15 protein-coding genes and 2 pseudogenes are annotated in these 16,245 nt (G+C 60.7%); 2 read left to right on the top strand and 15 right to left on the bottom strand.

Annotation, left to right across the window (positions count from 1 at the left end; all coding sequences use genetic code 11):
• Positions 1–375: 375 nt before the first annotated feature.
• From JNB85_RS27465 to JNB85_RS27430, 8 genes are all read right to left on the bottom strand, one after another.
• Positions 376–957, bottom strand: a complete 582-nt coding sequence (locus JNB85_RS27465) for a cation efflux transmembrane domain-containing protein (RefSeq protein WP_220337576.1) — start codon at positions 955–957, stop codon at positions 376–378.
• 276 nt (positions 958–1,233) lie between these two features.
• Positions 1,234–1,524 carry a hypothetical protein gene (locus tag JNB85_RS27460; protein ID WP_220337575.1) on the bottom strand — a complete coding sequence of 97 codons (291 nt, stop codon included), beginning with the start codon at positions 1,522–1,524 and terminating at the stop codon, positions 1,234–1,236.
• A gap of 7 nt (positions 1,525–1,531) precedes the next feature.
• The gene (locus JNB85_RS27455; protein WP_220337574.1) at positions 1,532–1,768 is read right to left on the bottom strand and encodes a hypothetical protein; all 237 of its coding nucleotides are present in this window, start codon (positions 1,766–1,768) and stop codon (positions 1,532–1,534) included.
• A gap of 229 nt (positions 1,769–1,997) precedes the next feature.
• Positions 1,998–2,363: a cytochrome C oxidase subunit IV family protein gene (locus tag JNB85_RS27450; RefSeq protein WP_220337573.1), complete on the bottom strand. Its 366-nt coding sequence runs from the start codon at positions 2,361–2,363 to the stop codon at positions 1,998–2,000.
• A 7-nt stretch (positions 2,364–2,370) separates the two neighbouring features.
• A complete protein-coding gene (locus JNB85_RS27445) occupies positions 2,371–3,090 on the bottom strand; it encodes a heme-copper oxidase subunit III family protein (RefSeq protein WP_220337572.1) in 720 nt (239 codons plus the stop codon).
• A 21-nt stretch (positions 3,091–3,111) separates the two neighbouring features.
• The gene (locus JNB85_RS27440) at positions 3,112–3,831 is read right to left on the bottom strand and encodes a cytochrome c oxidase subunit 3 (protein ID WP_220337571.1); all 720 of its coding nucleotides are present in this window, start codon (positions 3,829–3,831) and stop codon (positions 3,112–3,114) included.
• Positions 3,828–5,597: a cytochrome c oxidase subunit I gene (locus tag JNB85_RS27435; RefSeq protein WP_220337570.1), complete on the bottom strand. Its 1,770-nt coding sequence runs from the start codon at positions 5,595–5,597 to the stop codon at positions 3,828–3,830. The genes JNB85_RS27440 and JNB85_RS27435 overlap by 4 nt, the downstream gene beginning before the upstream one ends.
• Positions 5,598–5,727: 130 nt before the next feature.
• The gene (locus tag JNB85_RS27430; protein ID WP_220337569.1) at positions 5,728–6,546 is read right to left on the bottom strand and encodes a cytochrome c oxidase subunit II; all 819 of its coding nucleotides are present in this window, start codon (positions 6,544–6,546) and stop codon (positions 5,728–5,730) included.
• A 422-nt stretch (positions 6,547–6,968) separates the two neighbouring features.
• On the opposite strand from JNB85_RS27430, the gene JNB85_RS27425 reads away from it, so the two are divergent.
• A complete protein-coding gene (locus JNB85_RS27425; RefSeq protein ID WP_220337568.1) occupies positions 6,969–8,225 on the top strand; it encodes an arsenic transporter in 1,257 nt (418 codons plus the stop codon).
• A gap of 125 nt (positions 8,226–8,350) precedes the next feature.
• Here JNB85_RS27425 and JNB85_RS27420 read toward each other — a convergent pair whose 3' ends face one another.
• From JNB85_RS27420 to JNB85_RS27395, 6 genes and pseudogenes are all read right to left on the bottom strand, one after another.
• Positions 8,351–10,063, bottom strand: coding sequence for a methyl-accepting chemotaxis protein (locus JNB85_RS27420; RefSeq protein WP_223216626.1), 1,713 nt, complete (start codon positions 10,061–10,063; stop codon positions 8,351–8,353).
• A 244-nt stretch (positions 10,064–10,307) separates the two neighbouring features.
• On the bottom strand, positions 10,308–10,697 hold the full coding sequence (locus JNB85_RS27415) for a c-type cytochrome (protein ID WP_338050372.1): 390 nt from the start codon (positions 10,695–10,697) through the stop codon (positions 10,308–10,310).
• 192 nt (positions 10,698–10,889) lie between these two features.
• Positions 10,890–11,144 carry a DUF982 domain-containing protein gene (locus tag JNB85_RS27410; RefSeq protein WP_220337566.1) on the bottom strand — a complete coding sequence of 85 codons (255 nt, stop codon included), beginning with the start codon at positions 11,142–11,144 and terminating at the stop codon, positions 10,890–10,892.
• Between the two features lie 166 nt (positions 11,145–11,310).
• Positions 11,311–11,805, bottom strand: a complete 495-nt coding sequence (locus JNB85_RS27405) for a sigma-70 family RNA polymerase sigma factor (protein ID WP_220337565.1) — start codon at positions 11,803–11,805, stop codon at positions 11,311–11,313.
• A 354-nt stretch (positions 11,806–12,159) separates the two neighbouring features.
• Positions 12,160–12,285, bottom strand: a pseudogene (locus JNB85_RS27400) (chloramphenicol phosphotransferase); the annotation flags it as partial.
• A gap of 39 nt (positions 12,286–12,324) precedes the next feature.
• The gene (locus JNB85_RS27395; RefSeq protein ID WP_220337564.1) at positions 12,325–13,680 is read right to left on the bottom strand and encodes an extensin-like domain-containing protein; all 1,356 of its coding nucleotides are present in this window, start codon (positions 13,678–13,680) and stop codon (positions 12,325–12,327) included.
• Between the two features lie 227 nt (positions 13,681–13,907).
• On the opposite strand from JNB85_RS27395, the pseudogene JNB85_RS27390 reads away from it, so the two are divergent.
• A pseudogene (locus JNB85_RS27390) lies at positions 13,908–14,048 on the top strand (nuclear transport factor 2 family protein); the annotation flags it as partial.
• Positions 14,049–14,145: 97 nt separating this feature from the next.
• Here JNB85_RS27390 and JNB85_RS27385 read toward each other — a convergent pair.
• Positions 14,146–15,966 carry a methyl-accepting chemotaxis protein gene (locus JNB85_RS27385; protein ID WP_220337563.1) on the bottom strand — a complete coding sequence of 607 codons (1,821 nt, stop codon included), beginning with the start codon at positions 15,964–15,966 and terminating at the stop codon, positions 14,146–14,148.
• Between the last annotated feature and the right edge of the window lie 279 nt (positions 15,967–16,245).

Genomic DNA, 16,245 nt, shown 5'->3' with positions numbered 1-16,245 from the left:
TTGTGAAGCTTTGACATCCGCAAGGGCCTGAACACTGAATTCACATCATCGTCCTATCCACCGATCATATCAGGCATAGGATGCCGCCCACAGGGTCATCGGCCGATGAAAGAAAGTCATTTCCCGGCTCCAAATGTCATCAATCGGTGATGTTCATCCCCCATAAACACACGCGAGGACAGCACCGGCTCCCGCCGCCGCCACCCCTTTGCGGAGCCGCCTTTCATGGCGATCTCGTTACGCCTTCTCTGCTGACCTCGGCATTGTAATGAAATTTATTGTCAGTCACGAAATGAAGGAACCGGCCCAGTATTTCCTGTTCGGTCGTGTTCGTCTAAGCCGGCCCTGGCCGGCTTTTTTTTGTCGAAACGCAGCCTACGGCACGGCCTCATGCTCCTCCCGCGCCGCTTCCCAGACTTCCTTCGCGGCATCAAGGTTGACAAGCGCGATGGCAAGCCCGACGAGAAGATCGGGCCAGATCGAATGCCAGAGATAGGCCGTCACCAGACCGGCGGCGACGATGGCGATATTGGCGGCTGCATCGTTGCGGGCCGATAGAAACGCCGCCCGCGTCAGCGAGCCGCCGGCATGACGGTGGGCGGCAAGGATATAGGCGCAGAAGAGATTGACGGCGAGCGCCCCGAGACCCGCAAGCGACAGCGGCACGGGCAACGGCGGCACCGGATGGACGACCTTTCCCCACGCCGTCAGCAGGAAGGCAAGCGCGGGCACCAGCAATATGCCCGCCATACCCATGCCGACCCGTGCCCGGCTTTTCGCCGACCATGCCATGGCAAAGAAGATCAGCAGATTGACCGAGGCATCTTCGAGAAAATCCACGCTGTCGGCGAGCAGCGAGACGGAACCGATGGCCAGCGCCACCGCAAACTCGACGCCGAAATAGCCGAGATTCAGCAGCGCGACAGTCATGACGGTGCGCCGAAGAGCCTGTTCCATGTTGCTGTTCCCCTGCCCGATCGCGTTTCGTCCGGAGCCCCTCACCTTAACCCGACCAAGGTCGATGGACGTGGATACGACGCCTTTGAGAGTGCGGAGACGTTTGCTGCATACCTCTTCTCCCCGCCGGGGAGAAGATGCCGGCAGGCAGATGAGGAGGCTCCAGGCGCAAAGGACCTTTTCGAAACCGTTCCCTTCAGACACTTGTTGCTCGATCTTGGGCAGGTTTGGAACAGGGTCTTTTAAAACTGAGCTGGAGAAGCAAAGAGAGCCCCTTCAGTCGTTGACGCTCTCGAGGATATCGTCGAGAAGCCGCTCGGCGTAGCGCATCGTTTCGAACTGTTCTTCCGGCGACAGCTTGTGCGCGACGCATTCCGCCCGCATGGCGGTCCTGAGCTTTGCCAGCAGCGCCGCCTGTTCATAGGGCGTAAAGGCGCTGTCGCGAACCGTGATCTTCGCGATCGTCTCCAGGATGGCGATGCGCCCTTCCACCTGTCTCGCCGAGCCGACGTAAAACGGCCGCTGTGATCTGAGGTTCCGGCGCGGGAATGTTAGGACATTGCTCATAGCCCCCTCACAGGGCAGGTGTCTTGAAATCGGAACCCGACAACATGGTATGCAGCTTGTATTCGCTGTCGGCACCCTGCCGGTAAAGGTCGATTGTCACACGAGCGAGTTCACGTGCCTCAGTGCAGTCGCGTGACCAGCCGCGCTCCGCGCAAAGCCGGTTGAAGGCCTTCTGCACGATCGCAAGTTCCACAGCGCCGATCCAGCGGTCCGCAGGCGCATCCGTTCTGATCTTCGGTTGCATGATCTCCTCCCGATCGCTCCATAAAGATGCTGCCAAACGCATGACTGGAGAGAGAGTTCCACACAAAATGCGGGACGCAAAAATTTTCCTTCGGCTCCTCCGCATGCCCAGGTCTACCGCCTGAGAACGTCCCGCCGGCCGCAGCAAAAGGAAAAATAGTGCATTTGAACCCTTGGGAATCGCCCAACCCGCGCTTGTAAATCGGTCTCCCGCCTGCCCCCCGCGCCTTCTACGGCCCGGCTCCGAAGAACGCGAGCCGAGTCAAGATCGTATAATCCGCTTCCGATACCATTAGGGCCACGAAAACCAGCACCAGCAGCGGCGGCAGCAGGATCGCGTAGACCAGCGCCAGCCGTTCCCATGCCATGTGCATGAAGACGGCAACGATCAGGCCGGCCTTCAGCATCATGAACACCAGGATCAGCGTCCACCTGAGATATCCTTGGATGCCGAGATAATCGACCATGTAGGAACCGGCGCTGAGCACGAAGAGCAGTCCCCAGACGAGGAGATAGAGTCGGATCGGGTGCTGCTGCCCGCTATGTGCTTGAGCAGGTGCCGTCTGGGCTTGTCGATGCACCGTTGTCTCGCTCATGACGACCTCACCACAGATAGAAAAACGCGAAGATGAAGACCCAGACCAGGTCGACGAAGTGCCAGTAGAGGCCCATGATCTCGACGGCCTCGTAGCGGCCCTTTCGGCTGGTGAAGAAGCCGCGCCGTTCCACGTCGAAATCGCCCCGCCAGACCTTGCGGGCGATGATCAGCAGGAAGATGACGCCGATCGTGACATGCGTGCCGTGAAAGCCGGTGATCATGAAGAAGGTCGAACCGAACTGTGCTGCCCCCCATGGATTTTCCCAGGGGCGCACGCCTTCGGTGATCAGCTTCGTCCATTCGAAGGCCTGCATGCTGACGAAGGTTGCTCCGAGAAGCGCCGTCAGCAGCATCAGGACAGCCGTCCTGCCGCGTTCGCGGCGATAGCCGAAATTGACCGCCATCGCCATAGTGCCGCTGCTCGAGATCAGCACGAAGGTCATGATCGCGATCAGGATCAGCGGAACGTCCTGGCCGCCGATATGGAGCGCAAAGACCTCGCTCGGATTGGGCCAGGGGATCGGCGTCGACATGCGGGCGGTCATATAGGCAATCAGGAAACAGCCGAAGACGAAAGTGTCGCTGAGCAGGAAGATCCACATCATCGCCTTGCCCCAGGAGGCGGTCTTGAAGGCGCGCTGATCCGAGCTGAAATCGGCCGCGACGCCGCGCAGGCCCGACGGCCTGAGGCTTGCTTCGTCGTGTGTCCCGATAGTCTGTGCCATCTGCACCTCCTGATTCAGCCTCTAGTTAAGCAATGTGCGGCAGAGATCGACGAAATCATTCGCCCAGCCGGCAAAGAGCGCGAAGAGCAAAAGCCAGACGGCGAGCATGAAATGCGAATAGATGGCCGAGAGATCGACGCTGAGCCGCAACCTCTCCGGTTGAACGTCGGCTGAAAATGCCCCGACCGTCGTATGTGCGAGCACGGCAAGCCCGCCAAGAATATGCAGGCCGTGCAGGCCGGTCAGCATATAGAAGAAGCTGTTGGCGGGATTGTCGGTCAGAACATAGCCGGCTGCGGTCAGTTCCCGCCATGCCTGGATCTGTCCGATGAGGAAGAAGACGGCAAGTGCAAGCCCGGTAACGAGCGCCGGCCGGAGGCTTTCCATGTGGCAGTACTGCGCTTCGCGTTTGGCCCATTGCAGCGCTACACTGCTGAGCGCGAGCGCTGCGGTATTGATCCAGAGCAGTCGCGGAATGGGCATTCCCCACCAGTCGGCAGAAGCCATGCGCATGAAATAGGCGCTGACGGCAAGGCTGAAGAGCGCCCCCACGACGCCGAGGAACACGAAGAGGCCGAGTTTGACCGCCGGCACCGGTGACTGCTGCCTTCGGGCATCGTCATGAGCCGGCAGCTGTACCGACCCCGTTTCGAGCCATGGCTTCGAGGTCAGCCGCTGTCCGGAGAGCCACCAGATGATGATGGCGCCGATTGCCGCGAGAAAGATCAACGTGACGTTCATGCCGGAACCTCCCGCGTGACGCCCCCGCTTGCCGGCACATTCTGAGGAATGAAATCCTCGGCCGCGCCAGGCACGCTGTAATCATAGGCCCAGCGGTAGACGACAGGCAGATCCTTGCCCCAGTTGCCGTGCGCAGGCGGCGTCTGCGGCGTTTGCCATTCGAGCGTCGTCGCCCGCCACGGATTGCCGCCTGCCTCCCTGCCCCGGAAAAGGCTCCAGACCAGGTTGAACAGGAAGACGATCTGCGCTGCCCCGACGATCAGCGCCATGGTGGTGATGAAGATGTTCAGCGTATGCGCCGACGGCGGAACGAAGGCCGTCTCTCCCATCTCGAAATAGCGGCGCGGCACGCCGAGCAGGCCGAGATAATGCATCGGAAAGAAGACGGCATAGGTGCCGAGGAAGGTGATCCAGAAATGGATCCGGCCGAGCGTCTCGTCCAGCATGCGTCCGGTGATCTTCGGATACCAGTGATAGATCGCCCCGAAGATGACGAGGATTGGCGCAACCCCCATAACCATGTGGAAATGCGCGACGACGAACATCGTATCCGACAGCGGCACGTCGACGACGACATTGCCGAGGAACAGGCCGGTCAGGCCGCCATTGACGAAGGTGACGATGAAGGCGAGCGCAAAGAGCATCGGCAGCGTCAGGTGGATATCGCCGCGCCACAGCGTCAGCACCCAGTTATAGACCTTGATCGCCGTCGGAATGGCGATGATCAGCGTCGTGGTGGCGAAGAAGAAACCGAAGGCCGGATGCATGCCGCTGACATACATGTGGTGCGCCCAGACGACGAAGCTCAAGCCGCCGATGATGACGATCGCCCACACCATCATGCGGTAGCCGAAGATATTCTTGCGCGCATGTGTGCTGATCAGGTCCGAAACGATGCCGAAGGCCGGCAGCGCGACGATATAGACCTCTGGATGCCCGAAGAACCAGAACAGGTGCTGGAACAGGATCGGGCTGCCGCCGCCGTGCTGCAGCTGCGTGCCCATCTCGACGATGGCAGGCATGAAGAAGCTGGTGCCGAGCAGGCGGTCGAACAGCATCATGACGCAGGCGACGAACAGGGCCGGAAAGGCCAGGAGCGCCATCACGGTCGCGGTGAAGATGCCCCAGACGGTGAGCGGCATGCGCATCAGCGTCATGCCGCGCGCGCGGCCCTGCAGCACCGTCACCACATAGTTGAGGCCGCCCATGGTGAAGCCGATGATGAAGACGATCAGCGAGGTGAGCATCAGCAGGATGCCCCAGTCCTTGCCGCCCGGCGTGCCTGACAGGACGGATTGCGGCGGATAAAGCGTCCAGCCGGCCCCGGTCGGTCCGCCGGGGACGAAAAAGCCCGCGGCGAGGATCAGCACTGCAAGCAGATAGATCCAGTAGCTCAGCATGTTCGCGTAAGGAAATACCATGTCGCGCGCGCCGACCATCAGCGGAATGAGATAATTGCCGAAGCCGCCAAGGAAGAGCGCGGTGAGCAGATAGATCACCATGATCATGCCGTGCATGGTGATGAACTGGTAATAGTGATCGGCATCGATGAAGGCGAAATAGCCGGGAAAGGCAAGCTGGATCCGCATCAGCCAGGAGAGCACCAGAGCCACCATACCGATCGAGATCGCGGTGATCGAATATTGCACGGCGATGATCTTCGCATCCTGGCTGAACACATATTTGGTCCACCAGCTGTGCGGATGATAAAGCTCGACATCCTCGACTTCGGCGGAGGGGATATTGTCGGATGGAATCTCGACCATGATCTCTCTTCCTTTCCTTCCCGATGCGGCCTCCGGCCGTCATCCCGATGCGGTCTCCGGCCGTCATCCCGATGCGGCCTCCGGCCGTCATTTGCCGGTTGACCTACCGGCAAACCTCCCGCTTACCGCTTCAGTTTACCGGCGGCGGCTCTCCCGATGACGCCGTAAGCTGGGTGAATGTCTGCTGCTGATCGAGCCAGGACTGATAGTCCGCCGCTTCGTCGACCACGACGGTCCCGCGCATTTGCGGATGACCGACACCGCAGAGTTCGGCACAGAGGATCTCGAAGGTTCCCGTTCGCGTCGGCGTGAGCCAGAAATAGGTGACCATGCCGGGGATCATGTCCATCTTGGCGCGGAATTCCGGCACGTAGAAATCGTGGAGCACATCGACGGAGCGCAGCAATATGTGCACCGGCTTACCGACAGGCAGATGCAGCTCGCCGCCCTCGACGATGAGGTCGTCGAGGCCGTTCGCGTCGTTCTTGTCGAGGCCGAGCGGGTTCTCGGGGGTAACGTCGCGCGTCTGCGCGCGGCCGAGCTTTCCGTCCGCGCCCGGCAGGCGGAAGCTCCACAGCCATTGCTGGCTGACGACCTCGACCGGCGCGGTATCGGCAGGCACCGTGATGAACTGGTTCCACACGAAGAGCCCCGGCGCCAGCATGGCCGCGACGCCGACCGCCGTTCCCCCTGCCAGCAGCAGCTCCAGCCTGCGGTTCTCGGGCTCGTAGTGCGCCCGGTTGCCCGGTTTGTGCCGGAAGCGGAACACGCAATAGGCCATGAAGGAAATCACCGCCACGAAGACGATGCCGGTGATCCAGAAGGTAATGACGAGCGTGCTGTCGATATAGCTCCAGTTGGACGCGATCGGCGTCCACCACCACGGGCTCAGCAGGTGGAACAGCACGGAGCCGACGACAACAAGGACGAGAACCAGCACAACAGCCATTTCCGCCCCTCCCCGGGCCGACCGACCGTGAAACCGCATTCCGAAACTGCGTTTATTATCGCACAGATAGAAAATATGGCAATTACGGCGTTTCAGGGCGCATTTGGAGACGCGTCCTGCGCTTGCGGCTGAAAGTGTGTGGCAACCTGAGGGCTTGGCACCACGCACGCCATCCCTAGACAAATTGGCGCTTGCTGCGCGTTCTGTCACGATCTGAGGGCTGGCATGGAACTCGCCCCTATCCCTGAAGGACGCGCCTTCCCGAAGATGCCGCGGTATCCCCTTCATCACGAAAGTTTGCCATGCCTCTCGCCGGTCCATTGTTGCCGATGCTTGCCGGAGCATGTATCCGGTCGTCGAAAACCTAGTCCCAACACGCTCCGAGGCCATACTGTACCTCGCAGCCAACAAGCACGAGCCGAATGACTGAAAATGCCATCGTATGGGGTATCGCCGGGCTTACCGCGGCTGGCGTGGTCGCCCGGCCGTTCCGCTGGCCGGAGGCGATCTGGGCTGTCCTCGGCGCCCTTGTCCTGGTTGCCTTCCAGCTGATCGGGCCCGTCGATGCCATGGCAGGCATCGCTAGGGGCATGGACGTGTACCTTTTCCTGATCGGCATGATGCTTTTGTCCGAACTCGCCAGGAGAGAGGGCCTGTTCGACTGGATTGCCGCCATTGCGACCTCGTATGCAAAAGGCTCCCCCAGGCGCCTTTTCGTGCTCGTCTATCTCGTCGGCCTCGTCGTGACGGTTTTTCTTTCGAACGACGCGACCGCCGTCGTGCTCACCCCTGCCGTCTATGCAGCTTGCCGAGCGGCCCGGGTTCGGGACCCGATGCCCTATCTGCTCGTATGCGCCTTCATCGCCAATGCGGCGAGCTTCCTGCTGCCGATCTCCAACCCAGCCAATCTCGTGATCTTCGCCGGCGGTGAAATGCCGCCTTTGTCACGCTGGCTGTCGACATTCCTCCTGCCGTCGATCGTTTCCATCGTCGTCACGTTCATCTGCCTCTATTGGACGCAGCGGCGCACCCTCTTGGAAGAAAGCCTTGCCGCCAAAGCGGAACGACCGGCCCTCACCCGCAGCGCAAGCCTAGCAGGCTGGGGAATCCTGGTGACCGCCGTCATCCTTGTGGCAGCGTCTGCCATGCATGTGGATCTTGGCGTTCCAACATTTCTTGCAGGAACGATCACCACGGCACTGGTTCTCGCGCTGACGCGGCAGAGCCCGGCCGAGACGATAAAGGGCATAAGCTGGAGCGTCTTGCCTTTGGTCGCCGGCCTTTTCGTGATCGTGGAAGCGCTCGATCGGACGGGTGTGACGGGCCTTCTGTCCGGCCAGTTGGCCTCTCTGGCTTCGGCATCAGAGGCGCAGGCCGTCGGGGTGGCCGGGGTGTTCGTCGCCGTGATCTGCAATCTCGTCAACAATCTTCCAGCCGGATTGGTTGCCGGCAGTGCAGTCCAGGCGGCACACGTCTCGGATAAGGTTGCGGGTGCCGTCCTGATCGGCGTCGATCTCGGACCCAATCTCTCTGTGACGGGATCGTTGGCGACGATTCTGTGGTTGTCGGCATTACGCCGCGAAGGTCTCGATATTGGCAGCTGGAGATTTTTGAAGCTTGGGACTGTCGTGATGTTTCCGGCGCTCATTCTGTCGCTGACGTCCCTTATCCTGCTCTAACGGGCCGGCCGCACCAGGTCTGCCAAGCCATCTGTCTTTACAAAATCAGGGGTCGGGCCTTATCGGCTCGCCCCCTGAGAAAACTCGCCAGTGTAGCAGGACCGGACGAAGTTCCCGGTACCCGATCAGAACTCCTCCCAGCTGTCTGCCGGACGGGCACCGCCACTCGCTGCGACCTTAAGCTTGGGAGCCGCGTTCACGGCTGAGGCGTGCGAGGACGGCAGCGCCATTGCCCGCCCCACTTGCCGCAGCGCCGAACTCTGGGCCGTGCCGACGCTGAATTGCGCGATCAGCGTACGCAGACGGCCCGCCTCCTCAGCAAGCGCGTTGGAGGCCGCATTCGATTGCTCGACCATGGCGGCATTCTGCTGGGTCGTCTGATCCATGGAGTTCACGGCGGAATTGACCTCGGCGAGACCCGTCGACTGCTCCTTGGCAGAGGTGGCGATCGCCTCCATGTGATTGTTGATCTCGATGATGAAGCCACCGATGGTTTTCAGCGCTTCACCGGCATCGCGCACGAGCTTCACGCCGCTTTCGACCTCGGAGGTGGAATTCTGGATGAGCCCCTTGATTTCCTTGGCGGCCTGCGCCGAGCGTTGCGCCAGCTCCCTCACCTCCTGCGCGACGACCGCAAAGCCTTTGCCCGCTTCCCCGGCGCGCGCAGCTTCCACACCGGCATTCAGCGCCAATAGGTTGGTCTGGAAGGCAATCTCATCGATTACGCCGATGATGTTGGAGATCTGCTGCGAGCTCTCCTCGATCTTTCGCATCGCCTCTTCCGCATGGGAAACCACTTCGGCAGACTTTGCTGCGGATTGATTGGCCTGGCTTGCGACACCGCGGGCCTCTTCGGTCCGCTTGGTCGAACTGTTGACGTTGACGGTGATTTCGTCGAGAGCGGCCGCCGTTTCCTCGAGAGATGCCGCCTGTTGCTCTGTCCGCTTCGACAGATCGTTCGCACCTGCCGCAATCTCGCGAGTGCCGGAATCGATACGTGCCGTCGTGTCGGCCACGGACCCGAGGGCTGTGCCGAGCTTGCCGACAGCCTCGTTGAAGTTGCTTCTGAGGCTTTCGAAGTCCCTTGCGAACGGCTGCTCCAGGCGAAAATCGAGCCTGCCCTCGGCGAGCTTGTTGAGTGACGAGCCGATTTCGGTCACGGCAAAAACCCGGTCCGTGACGTCGGTGGCGTACTTCACCACCTTGACGACTTTTCCGTGCTCGTCGAGAATGGGGTTGTATGAGGCATTCAGCACGACTTTCTTGCCGTTCCTGCCGACGCGCGTGAATTCCTGCGCCTGGAACCGGCCGCTTCTGAGTTCGCTCCAGAACTCAGCATAGTCGGAACTGGCGGCATAGGCCCGATCGACGAACATGCTGTGGTGCTTGCCCCGGATCTCGTCGAGCGAGTAGCCCATCGTCTTGCAGAAGTTCTCGTTGGCAGTAACGATCTCCCCTTCCAGCGTGAACTCGATGATGGCCTGGACGCGGCTGATTGCGGCCAACTGGTTTTGATAGTCGAGATTGAGAAGGCGCTGTTTTGCGTCAGCCCACTCCACCACGAATGCTTTGGGCTTTCCGCCCTCCATGACCGGAGTAACGTGCAGGTCGAAGCTATGGCTGCCCACACGGATGGTTGCGCTGTGGGGCTTGGTCAGCCGCGCGAGCATGTCGCGCTGGTGCGACGGATTCTTGTGAAAGATGTCGATATTGCTTCCGATCAGAGTATCGACGGCAAAGCGCGGCAGTTCCTTCTTGAGGTCCTGTTCGGCCGCCGTCAGTAGCTTGCGGACAGCGCCGTTCATATAGATGATGTTCAGCTTGCTGTCGGCAATCATGACATTTGCCTTCAGACTTGCCAGTGCTGCCAGTTGAGCCTTGGTTGCCGCCGATCATTCCAATCATTTCGCTCCTTTCGAAGCCGTGGCTTCAAGTTGAAATTTCGAGCGATCGACGGTTCAGCCGAACTCCGTTCCTCGCATGTGCAAATATTTGCACATGCCGATTAATAGTCGTTTAACGTTAATTTTGCGGATATCCAAGTGCGGGAAAGGCTTCAGACAGCCTCGTGAAGTATTGCCATCATTTGGAATACTGTTTGAGATAGGCGATGAGGTCCGTGATTTCCTGATCGTCCTTCAGGCCGACGAAGGCCATCTTCGTGCCCTTCACCTTGACTTTCGGATTGTGCAGATAGTCGCGCAGCGTCGCCTCGTCCCAGACGAGCCCGCCGTCGCCGGCCGCCTTCATCGAAGCCGAATAGGCGAAATCGGGATGCGTTCCGGCCTTCCTGCCGAGCACCCCGTTCAGCGACGGACCGACCTTGTTCGTATCGGAATCGACGATATGACAGGTCGCGCATTTCTTGAAAACGACGGCACCCGCCGTCGCATCACCCTCCTGCGCCCCCGATTTGCCAGGGGAAAGAGCAATCACCGATGCACCGATCAGCAGAATGACACGATAATCCACGGCAAACCTCATCCTCCTAAAGGTCGCCCAGCCACTCCCGCCCTCCACTGGCATTCGCGCGCGCGGATCGTGGTTGCGATGGCTAAAAAGCTTAATCTTTCGCGCGAGCAAGTCAATCGGCTCCCCAATTCGGAACTCGGGTCATGCGGCAGAGCAGCCGCCAAACCTGACATGTGATGCATGGCGGCGAGATCAGGCCTTGTCGTCGCTCGACCAGCGTACGCCGGCGTCGTCCGCCGCTTCGATGAAGGCTTCCCGCGCCTTGTCGGGCAGAAGCTGGCCTTCCGAGACAGCCGCAAAGCAGGCCAGCGCATGCTCAAAGGCCAGACCATGGGTGACGGGCCATCTTTCGGCAAGAAGCACTGCCGCATGCCCCGTTCCACGCACGGTAATGGGGATCTCCTGGCCCGGAAGCCGGATATGCAAGGGTATGGTCCAATTTGGCATGATGAATAGCGCCGCCGCCCAAGATCGATCGTGTGCGTCCCCGAACGCGGCGACCGGGAGAAAGTTCCCGCACCCGCACTCTGGGTGTCCTAAACAGGATCACCATTCCTGCCTGTCGCAAACATAAACGGCCCGATACCGTCTGGGAATAATTCGGGCCAATGCGTTAGCGATGGTAGCCGATTTCGTGTGCGATGCGCTGGCGGGCGCGGTTCACCCGGCTCTTGATGGTGCCGATCGGGCAATGGAAATGGTTTGCCGCTTCCTCATAGGAGCGCCCGTCCACCAGGATGAAGGCAAAGGCCGCACGGTAAGGCTCCGGCAGGTGTCCGCAGGCAGCTTCAAGCTCATGGCCGCGCAGATGCCATTCCTGATCGGCAGGCACACTGCCCTGCGACGAAGCGCAATCCTCCAAACCGAACGTCTCGCGCTGCCTAAGGCGGAAGCGCGTGCAGAAGGAATTGCGCATGATCGTAAACAGCCAGGATTTCATCCTCGTGCCCTGTTTGAACTGCCCGATATTGGCGAGCGCCCTGACAAGCGTTTCCTGCACGAGATCGTCAGCATCTACTGGCGTCCGGTAAAAGGTGCGGGCAAATGCCTTGAGCGCTGGAATGTGCGCTACGATTTCCTGTTGAAGAATTTCGGGGGAATATTTCATGTCCCAGCTCCTGGCCCTTGATATGGATGGCCGTCGAGATGACCAACACTATCGCGGGCCTTCGATAGAAGGGGAAAGGGTACTGCCCTCTGTTTGTTCCACGACCGAACGTGTTTGATGGGAAGCCGCACGGCGGGAAGACTGACGGCATCCGGAGCGCTCCTGATGTCAGCTGCCGTTTTCGCCTGGTGCAAAGAGTGCCTTGGCGATCTCGGCAAGTGCGGCGGGGCTCCCGCTGAGCCTGTAGCCGCCGTATCGTGCGGCAACATTCACGTCGACCCTGTCAGAACTCGATCCTCGTTCCAGCCGGGCCTTGAAGGATGGTTGAACCACTTGCCGGCGCCGCGCTGTCAACGTTCGATGAGTGCGCTCGTCGTCCTGAATGCCGGCCTGGGTGAAGATGAAATTGACTGAAGGCGTGCTGAAGGCGACGATCGTATCCAGAACCGCCTGCCGCACCCTGCCCGTCTGCTCCCAGATCTCCAGCGACGCTGACTCAGATCTCTCCGTAATGTCAGCCTATTTGCAGACAGCTCGTCCGCCCCTGCGCGACATGAGATCGAAGTGGAAATGGTTCCAGTGCTCCGGATTGTAGCCGGGGCCGAGCACGGTGGTGAAGTAATTGCAGCTGTCGCTGCGCACGGCCTTCAGCAGGCGCCCTTCGCGGAAGGAGAATAGCCCCTTCTTGCGTACGTCGATCTTGTGGCCGTTCTTCAGCACGAACTTGCCGACATCGATGGCGTTGCCTTTCGCATGTTCCGACATCGGATTGTATCTCTGGCGGCTGTTGTTCATGCGCCGGCAGGAATAGCCGCCGAGCGGCTCGATAGTCTGAATGCCGGTCCAGTAGCGGAAGCGGGCCGACGGTGCGAGCTCGTTCTTCACCCATTTGGCGAAGGCGAGCGTCACCTGGCAATTCAGAACCACCGCCGGCTTGACGCCGATATTGCCCGAAAGGCCCTTCAGTGACACCGGATATGGCACTTGGCATGACGGCCCGTTGGAGATCGGCGGGCGGTCCTCGAAGATCACGCCCATGCGCTTCAGTTCGCGCCGGCAGGAAAGCTCCGAAGCCGGCATGACGCCGGGATCGACGGGAGTTGCCGGCTCGCTCATCATGGGATTGTTCGGCCGCAGCATGGCGACCTCTTCCGGTTCGTCCTCCTCGGGCACGCGCGTCGGCGCGACAACTGGGCTGCCATCGCTCCACGTCTGGGCACCATTGCCCCGAGCGGCACGCACCGGCGCGCTGCTCATCTGCGCGGCCGCGACCGGTTGCGGCATGTTCCGCTGGTTGATCTGCGTGGGATTTTCCGTGCCGATGCCGTCAACGACAGGCTCGGTAACATTGCCCTCGGCGATCTGCTGTTGTTGCTCCTGCGCCAGGCCGACGACCGGCTGATTGCCGGGGCCGGCACCGAGCTCCTCGTCCATGTCGACGCCGCCCTGGGGAATGGCAAGCGGCTGCACACCACCCCAGCTGCCGTTGGATGCCGTTTGCGGGTTCTGTTGCGCCAAGGCCTCATCGCTATCGATCATCGGCAGGCGCCTCTGCCCCTGCTGCGGCACTGCCATGGGCGCCGATTGCTGTGCCGGCGCACGCATCTGCCGGCCCGATCCGGCAAGATTTGGCGTATCGAGATAATCGATCTGCCCCTGCGTATTGCCGACGGGAGCGCTGGCGACAGGATAGGGTTGGTGGCTCTCGACGGTCGCCATGCGCGCAGCCCCGCGCCCCGGCGTGATGGAGCTAACCCTTGTGCCATGATCGACATTTTCAGGCGGTACCAGACCGTCGCTGATCGAACAGGTCGTCAATGCCGCAGAAAGCAGGATTGGCAATGCGGTACGCCGGAGAAGGGAAAGAAACGCCATACTTATCGCTTCCGCATGCGGCCTGTGATCTGAAAACCTCGATTCAAATTTAATTAAAAACGGTGAATGAAAGCTTTACGTGTGGAGAATGGCCGGCCGGGACCGCCCGCACTCGTTAGAGAGGTATCTGCGCACCGCGGGCTGACGCGAATCCAAAGCACCTGCTGCTGTTGCCATGAGCGGGCAGCACCATGAGCCCGTACTGAGGAAAGCAATCGATGGAAGCGGCAACTTATGCCCGCAAGGACCAACCGGACACCGACATCGACTTCGAGGTCCATTACCTCGTGCAGGTTCTGGATGGAGATGCGAAAGTCTTCGGCTGGGTCTTCGGCGACGAGCAGGCGCTCTTGAAGCAGCACGGTATCGGCTGGGGCTTGCTGCCAGGCCTGAACTGTCTTCGGAGGAAAGACAAAAGGCCGCGGCAACCAACGCCGCGGCCCTTTTCGTCACATTAGCAGCCTGTCAAGCAGCCCGGCCGTACTGGGCACCCTGCCCCGCCTGACCGCGCAGCCGGAACTTCGACAGCAGCGCCCGCAGCTGCTGGCTTTCCTCCGCCAGCGTCTGGCTGGCGGCCGTGGTCTCCTCGACCATCGCCGCATTCTGCTGGGTCATCTGGTCCATATGATTGACCGAGGTGTTGATCTCGTTAAGCCCGGTCGCCTGTTCGCGGGCGGCGGTGGCGATGGTGTCGACATGGGCGTTGACGCGGTTTACCAGCGCTTCGATCTCGACCAGCGCATCGCCGGTGGAGCGCACCAGCGCCACGCCGCCTTCGACTTCGGCCGCCGAGCTCGAAATCAGCGTCTTGATCTCTTTGGCGGCATTCGCCGAGCGCTGCGCCAGCTCGCGCACCTCCTGCGCCACCACGGCAAAGCCGCGGCCCGCCTCGCCCGCACGGGCCGCTTCCACGCCGGCGTTCAGCGCCAGGAGGTTGGTCTGGAAGGCGATCTCGTCGATGACGCCGATGATCTGGCTGATGCGGCTCGAACTATTCTCGATACGGCTCATGGCCGAGACGGCGTTGCGAACGATATCGCCGGATTTGCCGGCACTCGCCTTCGTCTCCGCCACCATGTTGCGTGCCTCATTCGCACGCTCGGAGGCCGTGCGCACCGTGGCGGTGATCTCGTCGAGCGCGGCTGCCGTCTCTTCGAGTGCTGCGGCCTGCTGCTCGGTGCGCTTGGAGAGGTTGTTGGTCGCCTCGCTGATATCTCGGGCGCTGTCGTTGACGACATGGCTCGATTCCGCGATGGCATTGATGACGCTGTTCAACGCATCGACGGCGGCGTTGAAGTCGGACCGGAGCTTGGCGTAATCCTGGCCGAGATCGTCGATTGCAACCGTCAGGTCGCCCGCTGCAAGCCGCTCCAGCCCGGCGCCGAGCGCTCGCATCGCCGCCGTCTGGCGTTCGGAGGACGAGCGCAGGCTCGCCTCGTTGCCGCGCCGCTCGCTTTCGATCTCCTGCCGGCGCTCGTCCTCGCGAACGCGCAGTTCGGCCCGCTCGGCGACGGAGTCGCGCAGCACGATCAGCGATTTCGCCATCTGGCCGATCTCGTCGCGCCGGTCGGCGTCCGATATCTCGACGGAAGCGTCTTCGTCGGCAATCGCATTCATCGCGGCTTTCAGACGTGCAACCGGCGTCGTCACGCTGCGCACGATGGCATAGGCGATGGCGAGCGTGGCGATGGCGCCGATCAGGCAGAGAGCCGCCGCCCAGATCGCATTCTGGTGGTAGAGAGCAGCAAGGTCATCCGCATAGACGCCGGTGCCGACGACCCAGCCCCAGGGCTGAAAGCCCGCCACATGCGAATATTTCAGCACCGGCTGGTCGGCGCCGGGCTTCGGCCAATAGTAATCGACGAAGCCCTGCCCGTTCGCCTTTACCGTATTGACGAACTCGACGAACAGGAACTTGCCGTTCGGGTCCTTGTTCTGTGTGAGATCCTTGCCGTTGAGTTCGGGCTTGACCGGATGCATCACCATGACAGGATGCATGTCGTTGATCCAGAAATAGCCGGTCCCGCCGCCATAGCGCATCGAGGCGATCACTTCCTTGGCCGCCGTCTGCGCCTGCTCGCGGGTCATCGTGCCCGCCTGCTCCAGCTTGTAATATTTGTCGAAGATGGCAAGCGCCGTGGCGTCCATCTGCGCCAGACCGGCTTTCCGCTCGGCTTCGAGTTGGCGGTAGGAAAAGTTGAGGAAGAAGATCATCGTCGCGGCAAGCACAACAAGCGCGAAGGCGACGAGGCTGTAAAGGCGGGTTGAAATCCTGATGTTGCGCATGGGGTTCCGGCGGCTCTCATATGTGACAATCATCAAATACTGATATGAGCCGCTTACCGGACGGTAAAACTTGATTAGAATATTTTGAAATAACGTAAGGTGAGGCAATCGGGCACGGTGCCGATTGTGAAATCAAGCGTTTGAATTCGAAAGAATTTTTACGATTTATATTTTTCTCCGATTGACCGGCGTCGTTGACAGGCATTTGCGGAAAATGGCGTTTTTACGGACTTCCGCACCGCTCAGGCTTTGCATTAGGGTGATTCCAGATGAATCACC

Origin of the sequence: Rhizobium mesosinicum (genome assembly GCF_019511345.1) — a bacterium.
Lineage (GTDB): Bacteria > Pseudomonadota > Alphaproteobacteria > Rhizobiales > Rhizobiaceae > Rhizobium > Rhizobium mesosinicum.
Note: the sequence above shows the minus strand (reverse complement) of the source record. Positions and strands in the feature narration are given on the sequence as shown.